This is a genomic window from Halomonas sp. ALS9, assembly GCF_001651035.1.
Lineage (GTDB): Bacteria > Pseudomonadota > Gammaproteobacteria > Pseudomonadales > Halomonadaceae > Vreelandella.
Genome location: NZ_LXRG01000054.1, coordinates 369,896 through 391,781, shown reverse-complemented (window position 1 = coordinate 391,781; position 21,886 = coordinate 369,896). Strand labels below are relative to the sequence as shown.

Annotated in this window: 16 protein-coding genes, 1 tRNA gene and 1 other RNA gene; 15 read left to right on the top strand and 3 right to left on the bottom strand. The window is 50.8% G+C overall.

What is annotated here, in order from left to right; all coding sequences use genetic code 11:
• Positions 1-44: 44 nt before the first annotated feature.
• Genes betA through betI form a run of 3 tightly spaced genes read right to left on the bottom strand, consistent with a single transcriptional unit; the run spans position 45 to position 3,845 of the window.
• A complete protein-coding gene (gene betA, locus A6R74_RS03390; protein ID WP_064233044.1) occupies positions 45-1,718 on the bottom strand; it encodes a choline dehydrogenase in 1,674 nt (557 codons plus the stop codon).
• Between the two features lie 9 nt (positions 1,719-1,727).
• Positions 1,728-3,197: a betaine-aldehyde dehydrogenase gene (gene betB / locus A6R74_RS03385; RefSeq protein WP_064233043.1), complete on the bottom strand. Its 1,470-nt coding sequence runs from the start codon at positions 3,195-3,197 to the stop codon at positions 1,728-1,730.
• Between the two features lie 51 nt (positions 3,198-3,248).
• Entirely contained in the window at positions 3,249-3,845 is a 597-nt protein-coding gene (gene betI, locus A6R74_RS03380; RefSeq protein WP_205634132.1) for a transcriptional regulator BetI, read from the bottom strand.
• Between the two features lie 164 nt (positions 3,846-4,009).
• On the opposite strand from betI, the gene A6R74_RS03375 reads away from it, so the two are divergent.
• The 15 genes from A6R74_RS03375 (at position 4,010) to A6R74_RS03300 (ending at position 21,867) form a co-directional block, all read left to right on the top strand.
• Positions 4,010-4,948 carry a choline ABC transporter substrate-binding protein gene (locus A6R74_RS03375; protein WP_082906577.1) on the top strand — a complete coding sequence of 313 codons (939 nt, stop codon included), beginning with the start codon at positions 4,010-4,012 and terminating at the stop codon, positions 4,946-4,948.
• Positions 4,949-5,048: 100 nt separating this feature from the next.
• Positions 5,049-5,125, top strand: a tRNA-Met gene (locus A6R74_RS03370).
• A 73-nt stretch (positions 5,126-5,198) separates the two neighbouring features.
• Positions 5,199-5,295: signal recognition particle sRNA small type (gene ffs / locus A6R74_RS03365), an RNA gene on the top strand.
• Positions 5,296-5,916: 621 nt separating this feature from the next.
• Positions 5,917-6,477, top strand: coding sequence for a sugar transferase (locus tag A6R74_RS03355; protein WP_064233184.1), 561 nt, complete (start codon positions 5,917-5,919; stop codon positions 6,475-6,477).
• A 72-nt stretch (positions 6,478-6,549) separates the two neighbouring features.
• The gene (locus A6R74_RS23000; RefSeq protein WP_240488151.1) at positions 6,550-7,911 is read left to right on the top strand and encodes an O-antigen ligase family protein; all 1,362 of its coding nucleotides are present in this window, start codon (positions 6,550-6,552) and stop codon (positions 7,909-7,911) included.
• The gene (locus A6R74_RS03345) at positions 7,856-8,494 is read left to right on the top strand and encodes an ElyC/SanA/YdcF family protein (RefSeq protein ID WP_240488150.1); all 639 of its coding nucleotides are present in this window, start codon (positions 7,856-7,858) and stop codon (positions 8,492-8,494) included. The genes A6R74_RS23000 and A6R74_RS03345 overlap by 56 nt, the downstream gene beginning before the upstream one ends.
• 53 nt (positions 8,495-8,547) lie before the next feature.
• A complete protein-coding gene (locus A6R74_RS03340) occupies positions 8,548-8,985 on the top strand; it encodes a low molecular weight protein-tyrosine-phosphatase (protein ID WP_064233039.1) in 438 nt (145 codons plus the stop codon).
• 361 nt (positions 8,986-9,346) lie between these two features.
• The gene (locus A6R74_RS03335) at positions 9,347-10,339 is read left to right on the top strand and encodes a phosphoribosyltransferase (RefSeq protein ID WP_082906574.1); all 993 of its coding nucleotides are present in this window, start codon (positions 9,347-9,349) and stop codon (positions 10,337-10,339) included.
• Between the two features lie 483 nt (positions 10,340-10,822).
• Complete coding sequence (locus tag A6R74_RS03330) at positions 10,823-11,977, top strand: polysaccharide export protein (protein WP_064233038.1); 1,155 nt, start codon at positions 10,823-10,825, stop codon at positions 11,975-11,977.
• A 43-nt stretch (positions 11,978-12,020) separates the two neighbouring features.
• Positions 12,021-14,276: a polysaccharide biosynthesis tyrosine autokinase gene (locus tag A6R74_RS03325; RefSeq protein ID WP_064233037.1), complete on the top strand. Its 2,256-nt coding sequence runs from the start codon at positions 12,021-12,023 to the stop codon at positions 14,274-14,276.
• Between the two features lie 6 nt (positions 14,277-14,282).
• Complete coding sequence (locus A6R74_RS03320) at positions 14,283-16,097, top strand: ABC transporter ATP-binding protein (RefSeq protein WP_064233036.1); 1,815 nt, start codon at positions 14,283-14,285, stop codon at positions 16,095-16,097.
• A gap of 24 nt (positions 16,098-16,121) precedes the next feature.
• Positions 16,122-17,273 carry a hypothetical protein gene (locus A6R74_RS03315; protein WP_064233035.1) on the top strand — a complete coding sequence of 384 codons (1,152 nt, stop codon included), beginning with the start codon at positions 16,122-16,124 and terminating at the stop codon, positions 17,271-17,273.
• 48 nt (positions 17,274-17,321) lie between these two features.
• A complete protein-coding gene (locus A6R74_RS03310; protein WP_064233034.1) occupies positions 17,322-19,322 on the top strand; it encodes a polysaccharide biosynthesis protein in 2,001 nt (666 codons plus the stop codon).
• Positions 19,323-19,452: 130 nt separating this feature from the next.
• A complete protein-coding gene (locus tag A6R74_RS03305; RefSeq protein ID WP_125410280.1) occupies positions 19,453-20,733 on the top strand; it encodes a hypothetical protein in 1,281 nt (426 codons plus the stop codon).
• Between the two features lie 66 nt (positions 20,734-20,799).
• Positions 20,800-21,867 carry an NAD-dependent epimerase gene (locus tag A6R74_RS03300; RefSeq protein ID WP_064233032.1) on the top strand — a complete coding sequence of 356 codons (1,068 nt, stop codon included), beginning with the start codon at positions 20,800-20,802 and terminating at the stop codon, positions 21,865-21,867.
• Positions 21,868-21,886: the final 19 nt, after the last annotated feature.

The window sequence follows — 21,886 nt, the reverse complement described above, 5'->3', positions numbered from 1 at the left end:
TGGCGGCAAGCCATGGCGTTTGGAGTGGTAAACGGAGTAAATGTTCAGGCGCGTTTGGCCGGTGCTCCGTTAGCTACATAGTAGTCAACGCTGGCGCGGGGCAGTGGTTCGTGACCTTTGATGCGGTCGGCGATTTTCTCGGCCAGCATAATGGTGGGGGCATTCAGGTTGCCGGTGGGAATTACCGGGAAGAGTGAGGCATCGACCACACGCAGGCCTTCAATCCCATGGACGCGGCCCTGGCCATCGGTGACGGCCATATCGTCGTTGCCCATCCGGCAGCTGCCGCAGGGGTGGTAGGCGGTTTCGGCGTGCTGTTTGACGAAGGCGTCGAGTTCGGCATCCGACTGCACGTCGGGGCCTGGCGCTATCTCGCGACCGCGGTATTTATCGAACGCTGGCTGGGCGATGATATCGCGGGTGAGGCGAATGGCGTCGCGGAACTCCTGCCAGTCTTTCTCTTTGGCCATGTAGTTGAACAGGATGCTTGGCGCGGCGTGTGGGTCTTTCGAGGTTACGCGAATACGGCCGCGGCTTTCCGAGCGCATAGAGCCAACATGGGCCTGGAAGCCGTGGGCTTGTACCGCGCTTTTGCCATTGTAGCTGATGGCGATGGGCAGAAAGTGGTACTGCAGATTGGGCCACTCTTCTTCATCGCGGCTGCGGATAAAACCACAGGATTCAAACTGGTTGCTGGCGCCCACGCCGGTGCCGTTGAACAGCCACTCGGCGCCAATTTTGGGCTGGTTGTACCACTTCAGCGCCGGGTAGAGCGAAATCGGCTCTTTGCACTCGTACTGTATGTACATCTCCAGGTGATCCTGGAGGTTTTCACCTACACCGGGAAGGGCGTGAACCGTTTCGATACCGAACTCTTTGAGCAGTTCCGGATTACCGATGCCTGAGCGCTGAAGAATCTGTGGGGAAGCAATAGCGCCACCGCACAGCAGCACTTCACGACGGGCGTAGGCCTGCTGTTTTTCGCCTTTCTGTTCATAGCGAACACCCACTGCACGCTTGCCTTCAAACTCAATAACATCGGTGACGGCATGGGTTTCAATAGTGAGGTTGTGACGCTGTTTGGCGGTATCCAGGTAGCCCCGAGCCGTTGAGGCGCGGCGGCCTTTGGGCGTGACGAAGCGATCCATGGGGCCGAAGCCTTCTTGCTGGTAGCCGTTAACGTCTTCGGTTTCCGGGTAGCCAGCCTGTTTGCCCGCCTCAATAAAGATGCGATAAAGCGGGTTATTAGTGTCTTTAGGTGTGGTCACGCTGACCGGGCCGTCGCCACCGTGGTAGCTGTTGACTCCGATGTCGCGGGTTTCGCACTTTTTGAAGTAGGGCAGGCAGCTCAGGTAGTCCCAATCTTCAAGGCCGGGCTGCTTGGCCCAGTTGTCGTAATCGAGTGCATTGCCGCGGATATAGCACATGCCGTTAATCAACGAGGAGCCACCCAGGCCTTTGCCACGGCCACACTCCATACGGCGGCCGTCCATATGCGGTTCGGGGTCGGTTTCAAATGCCCAGTTGTAGCGCTTGCCCTGTAGCGGGAACGCTAAGGCGGCGGGCATTTGAGTCCGAAAATCAAGGCGATAGTCAGGGCCGCCCGCTTCTAACAGTAGCACGCTGACACTGCTGTCTTCGGTTAGGCGTGTTGCAAGCACATTGCCGGCCGAGCCTGCACCGATAATGATGTAATCAAATTCGCGTGGTTGGGACATAAAAACTCCTTAAAACACTGACTCAAACGGGCCCATTTCAATCTGTACGGATTTGGTTTGGGTATAGTGATTAAGCGTCTCGATGCCGTTTTCACGACCAATACCAGACTCTTTATAGCCACCTACCGGCATCTCAGACGGTGACTCGCCCCAGGTATTAATCCAGCAGATTCCCGCTTCCAACTGATGAATTACGCGGTGGGCACGGTTGAGGCTTTCGCTGAAGACACCGGCGGCCAAGCCATAGGTGGTGTCATTGGCGCGACGAATGACTTCTGCCTCGTCGTCAAAGGCGAGTACCGACATCACCGGGCCGAAGATCTCTTCGCGCACGATACGCATATCGTCGGTGCAGTCGGTGAATACAGTAGGAGCCGCCCAGGCGCCATTGGCAAAGCTGCCAGTGTTCCAGTCGTCACCTCCCACTAACAAGCGAGCGCCTTGCTCTTTGCCCAGGGCAATATAAGAGAGCACTTTTTCCTGGTGCTCAAAGCTGACCAACGGGCCAAAGTTAACGCTTGGATCCATGGGGTCGCCTGCTTTGATACGCTTAACGCGCTCTACCAGCTTGGCTTCAAAGGCCTCTTTAACGCTACGCTCAACAAACACCCGCGTGCCGTTGGTGCAGATTTGGCCGCTGGAGTAGAAGTTGGCCATCATGGCGGCATCGGCCGCGCGGTCCAGATCCGCATCTGCAAACACGATCAAAGGTGATTTGCCGCCCAGTTCCATGGTGACGTCTTTTAATGTGGAACTCGCAGCGGCAGCCATGACCTTTTTACCGGTGCCTGCTTCGCCGGTGAATGATACTTTGGCGATGCCGGGGTGCCCGGTTAGCATTGCGCCCACGCGACCATCGCCCTGCACCACGTTAAAGACGCCGTTGGGCAGGCCTGCCTCGGTGAAGATTTCCGCCAGTTTCATCACGGTGAGCGGAGTGACTTCGCTAGGTTTGAAAACAATCGCATTACCCGCAGCCAGCGCTGGGGCAGCTTTCCAGCAGGCAATTTGAATCGGGTAGTTCCAGGCACCAATCGCGCCGATCACACCCAGCGGTTCGCGGCGGGTATACACAAAGGAGCTATCGCGCAGGGGAATTTGGCTGCCCTCAATAGCGGGGGCTAAACCAGCGTAATACTCCAACGCATCCGCGCCGGTGACGATATCGACGCTAGCGGTCTCGCTGATTGGCTTGCCGGTGTTGCGGGTTTCCAGTTCGGCAAGTTCGTCGTTGCGTTCTCTTAATAGCGCAACGGCGCGCAGCATAATGCGCGAACGCTCCATGCCGGTCATCGCGGCCCACTCGCGCTGGCCACGTTGGGCGGCGGCAACGGCTGAATCAACATCGGCTTGGCTGGCTTGGCCGATAGTAGCCAACAGGCTGCCATCAAAAGGGTTAGTAACGGTAAACGTGTCGCTTGAAGTGGCGTCTACCTGGCGACCATCAATATAGAGTGGCTGTACGTCTTGAGCGGCCATGTAGGACTCCTTTAATAAGATAAAAAATTTACGGTAAATGTTGGATGTGAGTTATTGGCATCCATAGTGAGCAAAAAGCTGGTCGAGATAGGCGTGGGCAAGAAAACGCGCTTCTTCAGCATCAAGGCCTTCTGGTGTCAGTGCACCGCGCAGCCACAGCCCATCAATCATGGCGGCCAAACCTCGGGCGGCGTTACGGGCCTCTAAGCGGGGCATTACACGCCGGAACTGGTGGCATAAATTGCTATAAAGACGGCGGTCGTTGACGTTTTGCAACCGCTGCAGCATCGGTTTGTGCATGCTGCTGGCCCAGAACGCTAACCAAGTCTTGGCGGCGGGGCCGGTGACCTGCGTGCGATCAAAGTTGCCTTCAATAATGGCACCGATATGGGCGCGGGGAGAGTTGTCTTCTAATGCATGGCGGCGCACCGCAACAGCCGTGGTTAGGTCGGTCAGGATTTGCCGCATGGTCGCTTCCAACAGGCCATCTTTACCGCCAAAGTAGTGGCTGATAATGCCTGCTGAAACGCCTGCATGACGCGCAATGCGCATCACAGTGGTCTCGGCTAGGCCGACTTCATCAATGGCTGCCATGGTCGCGTTAATTAGCTGCTGGCGGCGTATCGGTTCCATTCCCACCTTTGGCACGACGTTCTCCTAAAGAGATTCTCCTAATTCGTTGAATGCCTGACAGGGGGCGATGCTTGAAACCCCGGCGTAGACATGATTACCTAACCATGATGGCATTTTTTTATTGAACGTTCAATCAATAAAAAGGCGCCGACAATATTTATTGTTTCAAGGGGACAACGATGATGAGCAGAATTTCTTCACGCTACGCGGGTGCTTTATTACTGGCGGCGGGTTTGCCAACGGCAGCTTACGCCAATGAATGCAGCAGCGTGCGTTTTGCCGAAGTGGGCTGGACAGATATTACCGCCACTACTGCGCTCGCCAGCGAAGTCCTTGAGGGGCTGGGGTATGAGCCGACAGTGGATACAGTTTCCGTACCGATTGCCTACGCAGGTATGCGCAACAATGATTTCGATGTATTCCTAGGTAATTGGATGCCCTCCATGGCCTCCATTAGCGATCCTTACATCGAGCGCGGTGAAGTCGAACGTCTGGCAACTAACCTGGAAGGGGCCAAATACACACTGGCGGTTCCTCAATACGTTTATGATGCGGGCGTGACGTCGGTTAACGATTTAGCAGAGCACGCAGACCAGTTTGACAGCAGCATGCACGGTATCGAAGCAGGGAACGACGGCAACGAGCTAATCGAGCAGATGATCGATGACGACGCCTATGGGTTGGGCGATTGGCAGGTGATCGATTCCAGTGAAGCGGGAATGCTAGCAGAACTGCGCGCCCGGGTGCCCAACGAGCAGTGGATGGTGTTCCTGGGCTGGGAGCCGCACCCCATGAACTCTAACTTCGACATGGCCTATCTTTCTGATGCCGATGATTACTTTGGTCCAGATTTAGGCGGTGCAACGGTGCACACCAATACTCGTGCAGGTTTTGTGGATGAGTGCCCCAATGTAGGAGCGTTATTACGCAATATGACGTTTACCTTGGAAATGGAAAACCAATTGATGAGCGCGATAATGGACGATGGCGTAGACCCTCGTGATGCCGCGCGTGACTACTTGAAAGCCAATGATGGCGTGCTGGATGAGTGGTTAGACGGTGTGACAACCCGCGACGGCGAGCCTGGAGCAGAGGCCGTGCGCGCCGCTATCCAGTAAGGCGATTTCGATACGCTTTATTGACGACCAGGGCAAGCCGGAATCCGGCTTGCCTTTCGCCATTAAGGTAGGCATAATCTGCACCCGTTGATGAGGAAAAGGCTACGTAGCTCAGCTGGTTAGAGCACATCACTCATAATGATGGGGTCCCCTGTTCAAATCAGGGCGTAGCCACCACATCGACCTCAGCACACTCACTATTGCTGTAAAGCAGTATGTTACATCACAGAGTGTGCCGTTATGGTGGCCCCTTAGGTCCTCCCGCAACGCTAAACTGCGAACCCCGCCAGGCCCGGAAGGGAGCAACGGTAGTGGTGGCTGCGTGTGCCGGGATGTGGCTTTTGGGGCCGCCTCCATTTCAGGCAACTTCTTCGGGCAACAACTTCTTCAGGCAACTTCCCCGCGTTACCCTTTGTACAATTACTACCTGCTCGTGACAGCGTTCGCTGACTTTCGTATAAACCTTAGTCTGTAGCAAAAGTGTCTCCTTTTGAATCAGATCCTCTTTCGCAGCATAACCACCCGTTTTTTTACAATTACACCCATGCTTATCTCGCAGCATAAAAAAATGCCGTTCAGGATTTTACACATTATCTCATCTGGACTGGTTTTTTCGACTGAAATAAACGTAGTGATTCGATGGGGTTTACTACGGATATCCATTAAAAATAGTATTCGTTGTATTGTTTTTTAAGTAAAACGACTAACGAAAAATACTGCTGATTATTTTTTATTTAATTTTTACATATTACGGCTAGTAAAATAGTCTGATTGGTTATTTAAAAAATAATTAGATTAACCGTTATGGCTATATAAGCACGCAGTTTATATACTGCTCACCGAGTGCGCTAATCTTTAATTACTTAAACTGGTTAGAAATAAAGCGCATGGTTGTTGTGGTATAAAATTTACCAATTACTTGTTTTATAAGGTAATACTTGTTAATTAACCCTGCGAGCCTTGATATCATGACTAAAATACTACGTTTCTTAGATATCTTTTTTGCCGCCACGGGCCTAATGATTGGTCTGCCATTATTATTGATACTAACCATAATTGGCTACTGGGATACGGGGTCACCTCTGTTTTTGCAAGAGCGGGTGGGATATCGTGGTCAGCCCTTTGTACTGGTCAAGTTTCGTACTATGAAGCTTGATACGGCCTGGGTTGCTTCGCATCTTGCAGATTCTTCCTCAATTACCAAATTCGGTCTTTTCTTACGCCGCACCAAGCTGGATGAGTTACCCCAGCTATGGAATGTATTGAAGGGGGATATGAGCCTTGTGGGGCCTCGTCCATGCTTATTCACACAACATGAGTTGATCAAAGAGCGTTCCGAGCGTGGGGTATACAATGTTCGACCGGGTATTACCGGACTGGCGCAAATTAACGACATTGATATGTCTACGCCTCAGTTACTAGCAGAAACGGATCAAAAAATGTTGTCGGCTATGGCGGTGCCAACGTATTTCCGTTACCTGGTGCTAACGGTGATGGGCAGAGGAAGCGGAGATCGGGTGAGGCAATAAAAGCATAAGCACTTCCGTGACCTACAAGGCAAACATTGCATGCAAGCTTTAGCAATCACCGTGCTACCGCTATTGGCCCCCTTTGGCTATTGGTTAGGGTTGGGGGTTGCCATCATATGTGCGATTGTTGCCAGGAATAAACGACACGGTCATGGCTTGTTAAAAAAATCAATGGGGCGTGGTGATAGCCTTCTTTTGGCATTGCTATTAGGCGTAGGCGTAGTCGAATTAGCGGTTGGCGTTTGGCATTCAAGCTTAAATAAAGCCATGCCGTTGGCGAGTGCCGCCTGGCTTGCGGCATTGGCCTTTGTGATAATTCGCTCTGTACCGCCAAGGCCTTCCGCGTGGTGGTTTGGTTTAGCGTTGAGTGGATTGGGTACAGGGGGGTGGGCAGCCTGGCAAAAATGGGTAGTTGGTTTAACCCGTGCCACAGGGCACCCGCCGTTACATTCGATCTTTTTCGGCAATCTTTCGCTGTTGGTGGCGTTTTTATGTTTGGCCGGGCTGGGCTGGGCCTGGCAACAGCGATCAGCACGTTTTTTTTGGGTAGCGCTTTTGCTGAGTGGCGCAATGGGAGGCGGGCTAGCCTCGGCACTATCTGGCACTCGGGGCGGATGGTTGGCATTGCCGCTAGTGATATGGGTATTTTATTGCGGTTATGCGCGTCGCTGGCGAGCGATATGGCGATGGCTGGCACTGATTGCTTTAATAGCGGTGATGATAGGGGCATATGCGACGCCCTATAGCGGTGTAGAAAAACGGGTGGATAAGGCGGTGGCCGAGGTGCATCGCTATACAGAAAGCACCGACTATGGCTCCGTCGGGGCTCGCCTGGAAATGTATCGCGGTGCAATCAGGCTAATTTATGAGCGTCCTTTTGTGGGTTACGGACATCAGGGTTATTTACCCGCCATGCAAAGACTTGAGGCGCAAGGCGTGCTAAGCCCTGAGTTAGGCAATTACTGGCATGCACATAACGACCTCCTGGACGCCTGGGTGCGAAGAGGTCTGCCAGGTTTGCTTATGGTCGTGAGTCTTTACCTCATTCCCCTGTGGCTTTTTTTTCCAGGTTTGCGCTCTGAAAGCTCCCTCCAGCGTTCTTATGCAGTAGCTGGCATGTTGCTGCCAATTGCTTTTATGAGTTTCGGTTTAAGCTATTCTTTCTTTGCATATCCGGCAGGCGTAGCAGTATATGCTAGCTGGCTGATTTTTCTTTGGATTCACGTTTCCGATCAAGTCCCGCAAAATGGTTGCCATGTATACACTAATGAAAAGCCTGACGGCGATACTGCTGATGCCAATGTCACTGATGGCAGTCACTTTTACAATTGGGTGGTCAATTCGAAAGCTGGGTCGGCATCGCCTTGGTGGCAGCATAATGACGTTGGCAATGCTCTTGCTACTGCTGGCGGCCTGGGCACCCGTGGCAGATAATTTGCTGAGGCCTTTTGAGTCGAAGTATGCCGCTTGGGAGCAATGGCCTGAGGTGCAGGACATAGAAGCAGTAGTAGTCCTCGGGGGTGGTTGGCAGCCTGATCGCCCTTGGTCAATAACCGGTAGATTCAGCGAAGGTTCGGGGTTGCGCCTTATGGAAGGTCTGCGCTTGTGGCATCAGCGCCCAGACCTGCTATTGGTAGTGTCAGGTGGAGGGAAAGACTCAAAAATGACGATGGCTCATGGCTATGCCGAAGCTGCAGAGGCATTGGGGGTGCCCTCAAAGAGTATTATTACGCTTGTGTCCCCCAACGATACGGCTGAAGAGGCCAAGGCGGTGCAGGCGCTGTTTGGCGAAGGTGCTCAAGTCTTGGTGGTGACATCAGCGTCGCATATGCCGCGCGCGATGCGTCATTTCGAGGCGGCAGGCCTAGCCCCAGTCGCTGCACCTACCCATTATTTGGCTGATCGAGCTGAGGGCTTAGGGCTAGCTTATTGGCTGCCCTCTGCGCGAGAGCTACGTAAGACCGAAAGGGCTATCTATGAAACCCTTGGGTTACTTGCCATTCAGTGGGAGCATTGAATATGTCGAATTTGAAAACGTGTTTCTCTGCTTACCTAGGAGATAAGTAAGACATGTTCGAGCGTATTTTAGTGGTGTGTACCGGTAATATTTGTCGAAGTCCCGTCGCTGAGGCATTGCTTAGACAGCGGCTACCCGAGCGTCATATCAGTTCCGCAGGCTTAGGCGCCTTGGAAGGCGAGCCTGTATCGCCGTTTGCACGTCAATTGGCCGAGGCCGATGGCTTGGATGTTGCTAATCACAAGGCACGTCAGTTAACCGTGACAATGATACAGGAAGCCGATCTCATTCTGGTGATGTCAGAGGGCCAGCGTCGAGCTGTTGGGCAGCAGGTACCCCAAGCCTTAGGCAAGACGCTACTGCTAGGTCGTTGGCTAGACAGTAGCAAAGGACGCAATATTCCCGATCCGTACCGTAAATCCATGGAAGTTTTTGAGCATATACATTCGTTACTCAAAGACGCTACCCTCACATGGGCTGAGAAACTCTAGAGACATCGTCTGCGCTTCTTTTTCCTTCCTATTTTATCTTTTGGGTCTTTCTTTGACATGGCTGATGGGCATGTCAAAGAGGAGTTTATTTGCCGTTAAAAATATTTTAAGATAATCTTTCTAATTTTTTTAAATATAAATTATTAGTGATTAGTGTTTTTATTTTTTGTTTATACGATTTTTTCATGAATTTTTGTTGTTCTCTAGAGTAGTGTTTTATGAGGATTTTATTAAGCTATCATTTGGATGTCACTGTTTTGTCACTGAATGGGAGTTCTATTAAAGGATAGTTATATAAAGGCTATGCTAAATGACTTTCCATGTTGTGTTAGTCAAGCTTAATAAAGGGTGAGGTTAGGCAATGAATTATAAATCCTATGGTGATTTAAGTGATGACATCGCTGCGTCCTTGTTCAAAGTTCACGGAAAGGGTTACGACCTGGTGGTGGGTATTCCCCGTAGCGGGATAATCCCGGCCAGCATGATTGCGTTGGGCTTACATATCGATGTAGTAGGGCTCCCAGAGTTCATTGCCAATCAACCGCTAAAAACCCGCTTGCGCAGAAAGGCTCAAAGTGAACTGGCCTCTGCGTGGGAAGCGAAAAAAGTACTGCTAGTTGATGATAGTGTCATAACCGGGAGGACGGTGCAGGAAGCACAGGATGCTATCCCCGGCAGTTGCCCGTGTTTAATTGATACTTTGGCGATCTATGCAGATCCCGCTGGTGAGCAATATGTCGACATTCATTTTTACACTCTCGAATCACCCCAGGCTTTCCAGTGGAATCTTTTCACTCCTGCCATGCTTTCCCGAGCGTGTGTCGATATCGATGGTGTGCTGTGCGTCGACCCTACCGCCCATCAGAACGATGATGGAGAGGAGTACATTGCATTCTTGGATAACGCTGAGCTTCTTTACCTGCCTGCAGGTCGAATTGGCTGCTTGGTAACCAACCGGCTCGAGAAGTACCGTAGCCATACAGAGATGTGGCTTAAGCAGCAGGGCATTGAGTATGAGCGCTTGGTCATGCTGGATTTGCCTTCGAAGGAGGAGCGCCAGCGCCAGGGCGTTCACTCTACGCATAAGGGCTTGTTCTACAAGAACTCCGATTACACACTCTTTATTGAAAGTAGTGCCAGCCAGGCTTCAAGTATTGCAAAAATAGCCGGAAAAGCCGTTTATTGCTGCGAAGGTAACCAAGTCTATACAGCGACCAGCAGCACTTCACCCAAAAAGGGACAACATCGCTACACTAAACGCCTTCTTCGCGCCGCCAAGAGAAGACTCCTATCTGGCCTTCCACGTCCCCTCAAGACGGCGCTGAAGGAGCGGTGGAAACCTAACAAGACGTGAACTAATTCAAAGACCGACTGGTGGCCGTCCCTTGAGGGCAGCCTTTTTCCTGTGTGTCCACTGTCACTAAGTCATCCCGTAAATCTGGGAATATTACAATTGTTCTGCGATTGTAACTTGCGATTGCTTCTTATGTTATTTTTTACAACTTCTTATTTTTTAAAAATAAAATTTTTATTGGTATTAAGAAATTAATGTTACTTACCCGCTAGGCATGATGTTGTTTCCTCCTTTCCATAACGCCAATCTCATTTCTGCACCTCTAAATAGCGTTAGCTATCTCACCCTCTGCAATGAAGTAAATCAACGTATCTGTTTTGTTTTTTTATGTAACCTTATATATGTCTGCCGTACTGGCATTCATGTCTTATGGCGGTTCGAAGTCAGAGCCACTAAGACGAGTTTCCAAATAAGGCTCAGGGAAATGCCGTTAACAATCCCCGGGCGGTAGCGTGGTAAGACACAAAACAAAGGGAACAAAAAATGACTAATTTCAAAGCAATAGCAGGTATAAAAACCAGAAAAAAACCAGTGCGGTGGGTTCACTATCTGACGTTTATCCTGCTTCTAGTGGCCTTAAGTGGCTGCGCCATGGCCCCTGGTGGACATATTGACGATAGCAAGCTCGAACAATCGCTGGACGGTCGAGTGGACGTACAACCCATTACGCCTGAGTTTGTAGATACATTGTATGTTCCGCAAGCACCTACCACGCAAGCAACATCTCAGGCATTGAATCAAGAAGTACAAAGTTATGAATATCGGGTAGGGCCTGGGGATATTTTAAGCGTGATTGTCTACGACCATCCCGAATTGACTATTCCGGCAGGTGCAGAGCGCTCCGCTGCGGAAACCGGTAATCGGATACGACCCAATGGCACGATGTTCTACCCCTACGTGGGGCGTGTGAGGGTCGAGGGTATGACGCTTGACGAGGTGCGCGAGTTAATCGCACGGCGACTGTCCGAAGTGATCAATGAGCCCCAAGTAGAGGTAGGTATTGCGGCGTTTAACTCTCAGAAAGTATATATCAGCGGCGCCGTGGAAACCCCCGGGACTCTGCCATTAACCATCGTGCCGATGACGGTACTTGATGCTATTAGTGCAGTAGGTGGCGCGCGTGATAATGCGGATTGGCGCAATGTCAAACTAAGCCGCAATGGTGGCGAAGAGGTGATATCGCTTTACGCCATGATGCGTCAAGGGGACATGACGCAGAATCGATTACTTCGCAATGGCGACCTACTGCACATTCCCACTATGGAAAATCAAAACGTTATCGTTCTAGGGCAAGTCAGCCGTCCCGGTGCCATTGCCCTGGGTAATGAACGCATTACGTTGACGGATGCATTGGGAAGAGCCGGTGGTGTCAATGAAAACCGTGCTGAGCCGTCGGGCATTTTCGTAGTGCGAGGAAATCCCCCTGGAAGCGAGAAGATCGCTACCGTCTATCAGTTGGATATTCAGGATGCCACGCGCTTGTTGCTGGGAACACGTTTTCCTCTTCAACCGCAGGACGTGGTTTACGTGACGTCAGCGCCGCTGGCTCGCTGGAACTCTGTGATCTCACTACTACTGCCATCAGTCAGTTTGCCGGGTGATGTTGCGACGTCTGCTATTGATGCTGGCGAGCTGTAAGTATCAATTTTGCACTATATCTTCAGAGTGATGAGGCATCACCATGACTAATTTCCCTTCACCACCTTCGTCGCCAGCACCCCAAGAGAGCGATGACCTCAATCTGCGTAAGTTGGTAGATACGCTTTCCGATCATCGCTGGTTTATTGTGTCTGTGACGGGATTTTTTCTGCTGGCTGGCTACTTTAATGCCAGTTCTCAGCCGAGAATATATCAGGCTGATGCCTTGGTTCAGATAGAGACGAGAGGGTCGAACTTGGCGTTTATGGAGTCATTGGGAGAGCCCCAACAAGGTAATCCCACCTCTGCTGAGCTCGAAATTCTGCAGTCACGTATGGTGCTGGGGGAAACCGCACAGCGTCTTGACCTTGCTATCCAGGTTGAGCCGCGCCGGTTGCCGTTGGTAGGAGACTTTCTGGTTCATCATGGGGTGAACCAAGCGTGGTTCGAGAGCCTTACGCCGACATTCATTATTGAGTGGTTGGCAGACTCTTCGGAAGATGCTTGGAATAATCCTTATGTATGGGCCGGGGAGTCGCTTCGAGTCGCCCGTTTTGATGTTCCGGATGAAAATGTTGGGAGTGAGCATGTGTTGCGGCTTCTCGAAGGGGGGGCGTTCGAGTTGCTTCTGGAAGAACAAACACTGCTGACTGGTAACGTCGGGGAAACGGTACAGAATGATGAATTGGGGTATCGCCTTTTTGTCAGTCAGGCAGAAGCGCACCCCGGAGCTGAATTCACGCTAGTGCGCACGTCTGAGCTTAATGCCATAGGGGAGCTCAAAAAACGCTTTGAAATCATCCCGCGTGGATTAGAGTCGGGTGTTTATGAACTGACGTTGAACGGTTCGGATCAAGAGCAGATACAACCAACGTTAGATACATTGACCAGCGTCTTTTTGACCCAGAATGTTCAGCGTCATTCGGAAGAAGCAGAAAACCAGATCGCTTTTCTTGATGAGCAAATCCCCCAGGTTAGCAATCAATTGTCAGATGCCGAAGGGATGTTGAATGACTACCGAGCACAACGCGACTCTGTGGATCTGACGTTCGAGACACAGAATCTGCTTACCCGGGTAGTTGATGTGGAAAACCAGCTTGGTCAACTAGCAATGCGAGAAGCGGATCTGGCTGAAAGGTATCGTCCCACGCATCCCAACTACCAAACGCTATTGAGACAACGTGGTCAGCTAGAAGCCGAACGTGACCGACTCAATGCCCTGGTGGGTGAATTACCTGAGACCCAGCAGGAAGTGCTGCGCCTTACCCGGGATACTCAGGTCAATCAGCAAGTGTATGTGCAGTTGCTCAACCAGCTTCAAGAAATGCGTTTGGTGAAGGCCGGCACGGTGGGCAACGTACGTATCCTGGATGCGGCCATGCTCAGTCCTGGCACCATCGCACCGCGTATTGCGCTAATAACCGCTGTTAGTGGCTTGATTGGCGCATTGTTGGCAGTACTATTACTGATTGTCCGTATGTTGCTCAGTCGAGCGATTAAGACTCCCGAACAGCTTGAAGAACTGGGTCTGCCTGTCTATGCCACGTTGCCGAATTCAGGTGAGCAGGCGGGGCTTACCGAGCGGATTCGACCGCGCCGTTCCAAAAAAGCCCAAGACGTTTTTCGCGGCTTGTTGGCTATCAAGAAACCCGCCGAAATCGCAGTGGAAGCATTACGTGGGCTGCGTACCAGTCTCTATTTTGCCATGCTTGAATCCGATAATAATCGGTTAATGATTACTGGTGCTAGCCCAGGAGTAGGTAAGAGCTTTATAGCCGCTAACTTAGCGGCGGTATGTGCCCAGGCCGGACAAAAAGTGTTGTTAATCGATGCCGACATGCGCCGTGGACATTTGCACCATGCTTTTCATGGCAAGGGCATAAAGGGGCTCTCAGAGTTATTGGCACGACGTATCAGCATGGAAGAAGCCATTCGCCATAGTGATCTAGATGGGCTTGATTATGTGGCAAGAGGAAGTATCCCGCCTAATCCATCCGAGCTTTTGATGCAGCAGAGTTTTCACGACTTTTTAGACACAGTGAGCAAACACTATGATCTGGTCATCGTGGATACGCCACCGATTCTGGCGGTAACTGATGCCTCGGTAATAGGCAAGTTAGTCGGCACCAGTTTAATGGTGGTGCGTTTTGACACTAACCCTCCTGGCGAAATCAAAGCCGCTAAGCGTCGTCTTGAGAGTGCTGGTGTGAGGCTCAAAGGAGGGATTCTAAATGGCGTGAAGAAACCGACCAGCAGCCGCCATGGATACTACGGCAGCTACCTTTACGCTTACCGGTGAACCAATATGCTTAATCAATTGCGCGAATTTTATTCATTGTTAACGCAACAACAGCGACGTCGATTACTAGGGCTCCAGGTATTAATCATCATTATGGCGCTAGCGCAAATCGCCAGTGTAATCGCCATAGGGCCTTTCATGGCGGTGGTTGGTGACATGAGTAAGCTCCAGGGTGATGGCTGGTTAGCCTGGGCGTATACCTATAGCGGGGCGCAAAGCCACAAGTCCTTTTTAAGTCTACTGGGCGGTTTGGTGCTTGGGGTTCTGCTAATGGCGGCACTTATTTCCATGTATACCACTTGGCGGCTGTCGCTCTATAGTGAGCAAGTGGGGGCTGAACTCTCTAGTCGCCTATATCGCTATTACCTGCATCAGCCTTGGTTATTTCATTCCAACCAAAACACCAGCAACCTGATCAGCAAGGTCTCGGTTGAAGTCCAGCGCGTGACCACTAAAGTGATCAATCCCGCGATGGAACTCAACGCTAAAACGGTCATGGTGACCTTGATGAGCCTGGCTATCTTTATTTACAACCCCGTTGTCGCGATATCCGGGTTGGTGATATTCCTCGCCACTTATTTGTTGCTTTATCAGACGGTGCGTCGCTTTCTTAGCATTAATGGCAAGCGTATATCTGAGGCTCAATCGAAACGCTTCAAACTGATGACCGAGGGATTCGGGGGAATTAAGGATCTCCTTTTATTGCATCGTCAAGCGAGTTTTACCTCGCGTTTTGAGAAGGCCAGCAATCGTATAGCGCGGGGCCAAGGCGTCACGCAAGGACTCAGTGAGGCCCCTCGGTACGCTATAGAGCTGGTGGCCTTCGGCTCGGTAATCCTGCTGGTTCTTTATCTGCTTAACCTTTACGAAGGCAACTTGGGTGCCATTCTGCCGGCACTTTCAATCTACGCCCTGGCCGGCTTCAAGATGTTACCGGGCTTCCAGAAAATCTATACCTCGATTACGAAAATACGCGGCAATCTAGCAGCTTATGATGCGATCCGAGCAGACTTAATGGCTAGCCGTGGTGAAACTAAAGAGTTAAAGACCGTCAGTGAATCTCAGCCTAATGCTCAGCCAACACCATGGGTGCCCCAGCGAGAGATAACAATACAGGAGGTTGCCTTCGACTACCCAGGAACACGGGCATTGGCTTTGGATGGGCTGACATTGACCATTCCGGCCAACAAAATGGTCGGTTTAGTCGGCGCTTCAGGCAGTGGAAAGAGCACCGCTGTGGACTTGTTGCTGGGTCTGATTGAGCCCCAGGCAGGCCAAATACTTATTGATGGTGTGGCGCTAACGCAGGAAAACATGCGGAATTGGCATGCGGGGGTGGGGTTCGTGCCGCAACAGATATTCCTTTCCGATGCCACCATTCTTGAAAACGTTGCCTTTGCCATTGAACGCGAAAATATTGATGTTGAGAGGGTTAAGGAAGCTTTGCATATGGCGCAACTCGATGAGCTGCTTGAGCGATTTCCCGAAGGCCTTGAAACCCGGATCGGGGAGCGAGGAGTTCAGATATCAGGGGGACAGCGCCAACGTCTGGGTATCGCACGTGCCCTTTATCAACAAGCCAGAGTATTGGTCTTTGATGAAGCCACCAGCGCTCTGGATGGGATTACCGAGCGGCGTGTAATGGAGGATATCCAGCGCTTTGCAGGCCAGATGACAGTGGTGCTTATTGCCCACCGCCTGGCAACGGTTAAAGAGTGCGACATCATTTATATGCTTGAAGACGGACGAGTGAGTGATGCTGGTACTTATGATGATTTAGCCAGCCGCAATCATACCTTTCAAATGATGGCTAACCTCTAGCCACAGAAGAAAAAAGGTATCGCCATGAACCTGATCGGTGCGTTGTTGCTGTTTGTGGGCCTTGCGTTAAGCAGCCTTTATTTGTTTCCCAGCGGTGGGCCACAGCTGGCTGATTTTGTGTTGATCGTTTTTGCTGGCGTGATGCTTTTGATGTCACTAGGAGATAAACACCTGAAAGTTTCTTCCTTCGCAATGTGTTGGGGGTTAATGGTGCTATGGGTGGTTATGGTATGTCTTTGTTGGACGTTAGTGATGGAAACGACAGACTTTTTTATGCCTGCCCTGTTCTTTTTGTTCAATTTTTTAATTGGTATGGGATTGCTGCGTTTTCTGAGTGTTTATGGTGAACGTGCCACTAGTCTGATTCGCAATAGCGTGTCTATTGCGCTATTGGTCGCCGGTGGCTTTGTGTTAGTGCAACTGGCCTTGGGGATTAACCGCACCACTGGAAGTTTTAATAACCCCAACCAGCTGGCCTATTTTTCGCTATGCGGCGTGGTGGTGTTGTTAATGCTTGATGATTTTCACCCGAAAATGAGGCCTTTGGCATTAGCCGGGCTGGCTAGCGGCGTACTAGGGATTTTATCTGCGTCTTCATTAGCCGCTATGGGGGGAGGCGTCATGGTATTGGTCGGTTGGGCAATGGCAAATGCGAAGCAAGTAAAATACTTTGCTCGTCTGTTGTTGGTGGTGCCACTGTTATTGGGAGGCATTGTAATAGCCAACATTAGTTCGGAGGGGCAAGTATTGCGCAACCTCGAGGCGCGAATGGATCGGGCGCCAAGCAAAGTGGATAGTGTTTATGAGGAGCGCAAGTTTGACCGGCTAACGAACTTTCCCGCCTACGCGATATTGGGGGCGGGAGAAGCTAAACGAGAGCGCTTTGCTCCTTACGACGGAGCCGAAATTCATTCTTCCTACATTAATATGTTGTTTGCCTATGGCTTACCGGGGCTAGCACTTTTTCTATCGATGATAGTCATCGTATTGCGGCGAGCACCTTTATATATTTGGGCTGGAGTAGCCGGGCCATTGATCTATTCCACTACCCATAACGGCCTACGCTCGACGCTATTCTGGATACTACTTGTCATCTGTTGGCATCTCTACCGACAAGGCTCGATAGCCGCTTCCCGTCGACGCTTCGTTTTTAACTCCCCCTCTGAAATGACGTGATTGCTAGCGCTGCGATCTGATAACCCGCGAGAATGGATAGAGATAACTATGGCCAGTTTAATGAAGTCGCTATCGATGACGCCGCGTTGCATAAAGCGCAGGGTGCTTGTGGCCATTGATGGTTTTATTGTCGCGGGTAGTCTGCAGCTTGCAACAGTGATTCATCTGGAAAGCCTACAATCGCTAAGCAGTGTTGGTTTGTGGATGACCATCGGCCTGCTGGTTCCCATAAGTCTCTTATTTTTCCGCTGGCTAGGGCTTTATCGCGTTGTCATTCGCTACATGAGCCATGCCACTGTATCGACTATCGTTATTGCTGTGTTGGCATCGACTTTGTCAGTTGCACCGACCAGTTACATGGCTGCCTCACCCATTGGAATATCGATAATTGTTATCTATGCGCTGTTCTTGTTATTGGGTATCGGTAGCCTACGTTTTGTGTTGCGCGAATTGTATCGCCATAGTCAGCTCCGTCAACGCAAGCCGGTGGTGATCTATGGGGCAGGGGCCGCGGGTTGCGAGCTGGTAGCCGCGCTGCGAAACGGAGAAGAGTACCAACCGGTGGCCTTCGTTGACGACTGGCGTGGGTTGGAAGGAGCCATGGTAGAGGGGCTGCGGGTACATCAGCCGGTCGCACTGGCGGCCCTAATTCAAGAACATCAGGCCGCTATGGTGCTGCTCGCCATTCCTAGTGCTCCACGTTGGCGGCGACGCGAGATATTGCATTGGCTTTCGGGACTTTCCGTACCTCTCAAGACAATTCCTGGAAGCGCCGATGTGATCGCTGGAAGGGCCAAAATCAGCGAACTACGCGATGTGGCGCTTGAAGACTTATTAGGTAGGGAGTCGGTGCCTGCTTTCCCCGAACTACTGGAGGCCAATATCCGTGATAAAGCGGTCATGGTGACAGGGGCGGGAGGCTCGATAGGTAGCGAGCTGTGTCGTCAGATACTTAATCAAAATCCTGCCCGGCTACTTTTGGTAGACAACTGTGAATTCGCGCTGTACGCCATTGAGCAAGAGCTGAAGCAATATATTGAAAGTACGGCGTCCCGGTGCGAGCTAACACCTTTGCTTATCTCAGTGCAGCATTCGGGCAGTCTTAAGGCCGTATTCGAATGCTTCGAGGTGCATACCGTCTACCATGCTGCCGCATATAAGCATGTGCCGATGGTGGAGTTCAATCTCGTCCAAGGGGTAAGCAATAACGTCTTAGGCACCTTGAATCTGGCCAAGGCGGCAATGTCGGCGGATGTGGAAACCTTTGTTGTGGTATCCACCGATAAAGCGGTTCGCCCCACCAATGCCATGGGGGCATCCAAGCGTTTAACTGAGCTTATCTGCCAAGCCTTTGCCCATGCCCAGTCCAATACACGATTCTGCATGGTGCGTTTTGGCAATGTTTTAGGCTCAAGCGGCTCTGTTGTCCCTGTGTTTCGTCAGCAGATTGAGCAGGGCGGCCCCATTAAGGTGACACACCCAGATATCACCCGCTATTTCATGACGATTCCCGAAGCTGCGCAGTTGGTTATCCAGGCCGGGGCCATGGGTGAGGGTGGGGAGGTTTTCGTGCTCGATATGGGCGAGCCAGTGCGTATTCATGATCTGGCCATGAATATGATTCGCCTTTCGGGGCTGGAAGTAAAAGACGCTGCACATCCCGATGGAGATATCGAAATCATCTATTCCGGCTTGCGGCCTGGTGAAAAGCTGTACGAGGAACTGTTGATAGGTCATGACGTCAGCAAGACGCGGCATGATCGTATCATGACGTCAAAAGAGCGATTTTGGGAATGGCCGAGGCTAGAAGCCTTTCTACAGCAACTGGAGCAGGCGTTTATCGCTACTGATCATCTGCGTATCCGTCAGCTGCTGCAGTCGGCACCCTTGGACTACACCCCGTTGGACGAAATAGCCGATCTGGTATGGAAAGCACGCCAGGCAATGCCTTTAGATACGCAACGTCAATCCATTGATACAACAAGCTCCGCTTTAAGGTCAGTCGCCCGGCTAGGCCCTATATTAAGCCCGATATCCAAGGAAGGCTGAGCGGCCGAGTAACCCCCCTGAAATTTATCTCTATCCAGCCATAACCTGCATTACGGTGCTTATGTGATAGGTGCTTATGCCATAGGGGCTGAGCTGTTCAATCCACGCCCTGATCACCATCTTTTCCTGCTTGAGTGATGCGAAAAGCATTATCGAGCATGTCACCAATGCTGATTCAAAAAGAAGTGATCTCTTTAGCACAAGGAGGCAAGTCATGACGAACAAACAATCTAATGACGAACAACAAGAGTGGCTATCTGGGATTACCGTTTTTCTGATCAGAGATTGTGAGTTGGCGTATTTGGATACCTTCCGCAATTTGCTTGATCACTATGGATTTAATGTGCTGTGTGGCGTGCCTATCGAAGGCGGGCAACAACAGGCGCTTGCTCAGTGGCTGATTGATGATGAACAGGAGCCAGGAAAATACTCCAGCAGTGGATCCCTGCCTGTTTTTCTCCTAGTGGTTCAGGATGTCCATCCAGTAACGGAGAAGCGGACTTCAAGTAACGTACCTGAACAGGCCAATAATCTACGGGTACTTATTGTCAAAGCAGCTTTCAAATCCACAGTTTATCGGGGGGAGGGCAAAGAGGAACCGCTAAGTCCAATACATTGTTCCTGCTATGCAAGCCAAGCGCTTGAGTATCTCAGCACGTTGATCCCTGAACTGATCGGTAAAATACGTGCAGCAGCCCTAAGCAACAATGCCGCCTTTCGCACACCTTACCCAGTTCTGGCTGACCTAAGTAAAGAGGTTTGCCGAGCCAAGGTAGAGCTGGTGGATTTTCATGGCACTGAGGCGATTTGCAAGACATTTCGACCTGGGCGCGAGCGTTATCTAGAGCGTGAAGTAAAGGCGCGCGAACTTGGCGCGCCCTTACCAGAAGTATCTCATTTGCTAGAAATTGGGCCGCATTATCTAGTGTTTGAGCGCTATGCCAATTGCATGGAACATATTTTATCGCCTCGTGCGCCTTTTTCTCGTCATGGTTTGCTGCCTATCTGGACCATTGAGCGCGTGAGAGCAGTGATTTTGCACTATCGCAGTCTTGGCTACGAATGTATCGACCTTAATCCGCAAGACCTTATCTATGATCCTTGCCAAGGGTTAAAGATTATTGATTTCGAATTTCTCCAGCCCGGTCCCAATGAAATAAAAACGTTGAAAGGCAACTATGCCTGGTATGCGGTGCCTTCGCTTTTTAGCGGCGACTTGCCGCTCTCAGCCCGTCAAAGCTCTTATCGACATCGTTGGTTTCCCTATACCGGGTTGCCGCGAACCTTATGCCTGAGTGAACTTCCGCGTCCATTACTTGCCATGGTGCGTTCAGTGGCCTTGGTGCCCTTGACGTTGGATGGCTTAAGGCGAGTGAGCTGGCGCCATATTCAGCGCTTTGTACGCAACTGAGATTAGCGCTGTTATTTGTCCCACTCCCGTCTAATGCCCTCTACTCCCACGTCATGGAGTCATCACATGAAGATCCTTGTTACCGGCCATGCCGGATTCATCGGCTTTCACACTGCTAAGCGGTTGTTGGAGCGCGGTGATAGTGTCGTCGGCTTTGATAGTGTCAATGATTATTATGATCCCGCTATTAAGGAGGCGCGTCTGAAAATTCTTGATCAGACGGCATCAGAAGCGAGGGGCGATTATCTTTCAATTCGCGCTAATCTAGCCAACCAACAAGCAGTGGCAGAGTGCTTTAATGAACATCACTTTGACCGAGTTATTCATCTAGCTGCCCAAGCAGGGGTGCGTTATTCGCTAGAAAATCCACTTAGTTATGTGGAAAGCAACTTAATTGGCTTTACTAATGTGTTGGAGGCATGTCGCCACTCCAATATTGCGCACCTGACTTACGCCAGTACCAGTAGTGTTTATGGCGCTAATACGCTAATGCCATTTTCTGAGCATGAAGGCGCTAATCACCCACTTCAATTTTATGCCGCCACTAAGAAAGCCAACGAAATGATGGCTCACAGCTATAGTCATTTGTTTGGATTGCCGACCACTGGTCTGAGGTTTTTCACCGTCTATGGCCCCTGGGGCCGACCCGATATGGCACTTTTTAAGTTCACCAAAAATATTTTGGCCAATGAGCCTATTCAGGTTTTTAATTATGGCTGTCATACGCGTGACTTCACCTATGTGGATGACATTGTGGAAGGTGTTGTTCGCGCCAGTGATGATATAGCCGCTCCTGCTTTTGAGTGGAATAGTAATAACCCGGATCCTGCTACTAGCAATGCACCTTTTCGTATCTTCAATATCGGCAATAATGATCCTGTTACGGTCAATGTCTATATCGAAGCCATTGAAAAAGCGCTAGGTAGAAAAGCCATTAAGGACCTGTTGCCTTTACAGCCTGGCGATGTCCCAGACACCTATGCTGATTCAGGTGAGTTAGAAAAAATGGTTGGCTATAAACCCACCACTCCAGTTGTTCAAGGTGTTTCAAACTTTGTCGAATGGTACCGCAATTACTACTCATTAAATGAACCAGACACCACTTTGAATGAAGCGCATAGCGCGTCTAGGTGAAAATTTTTCTAGTTCTTCC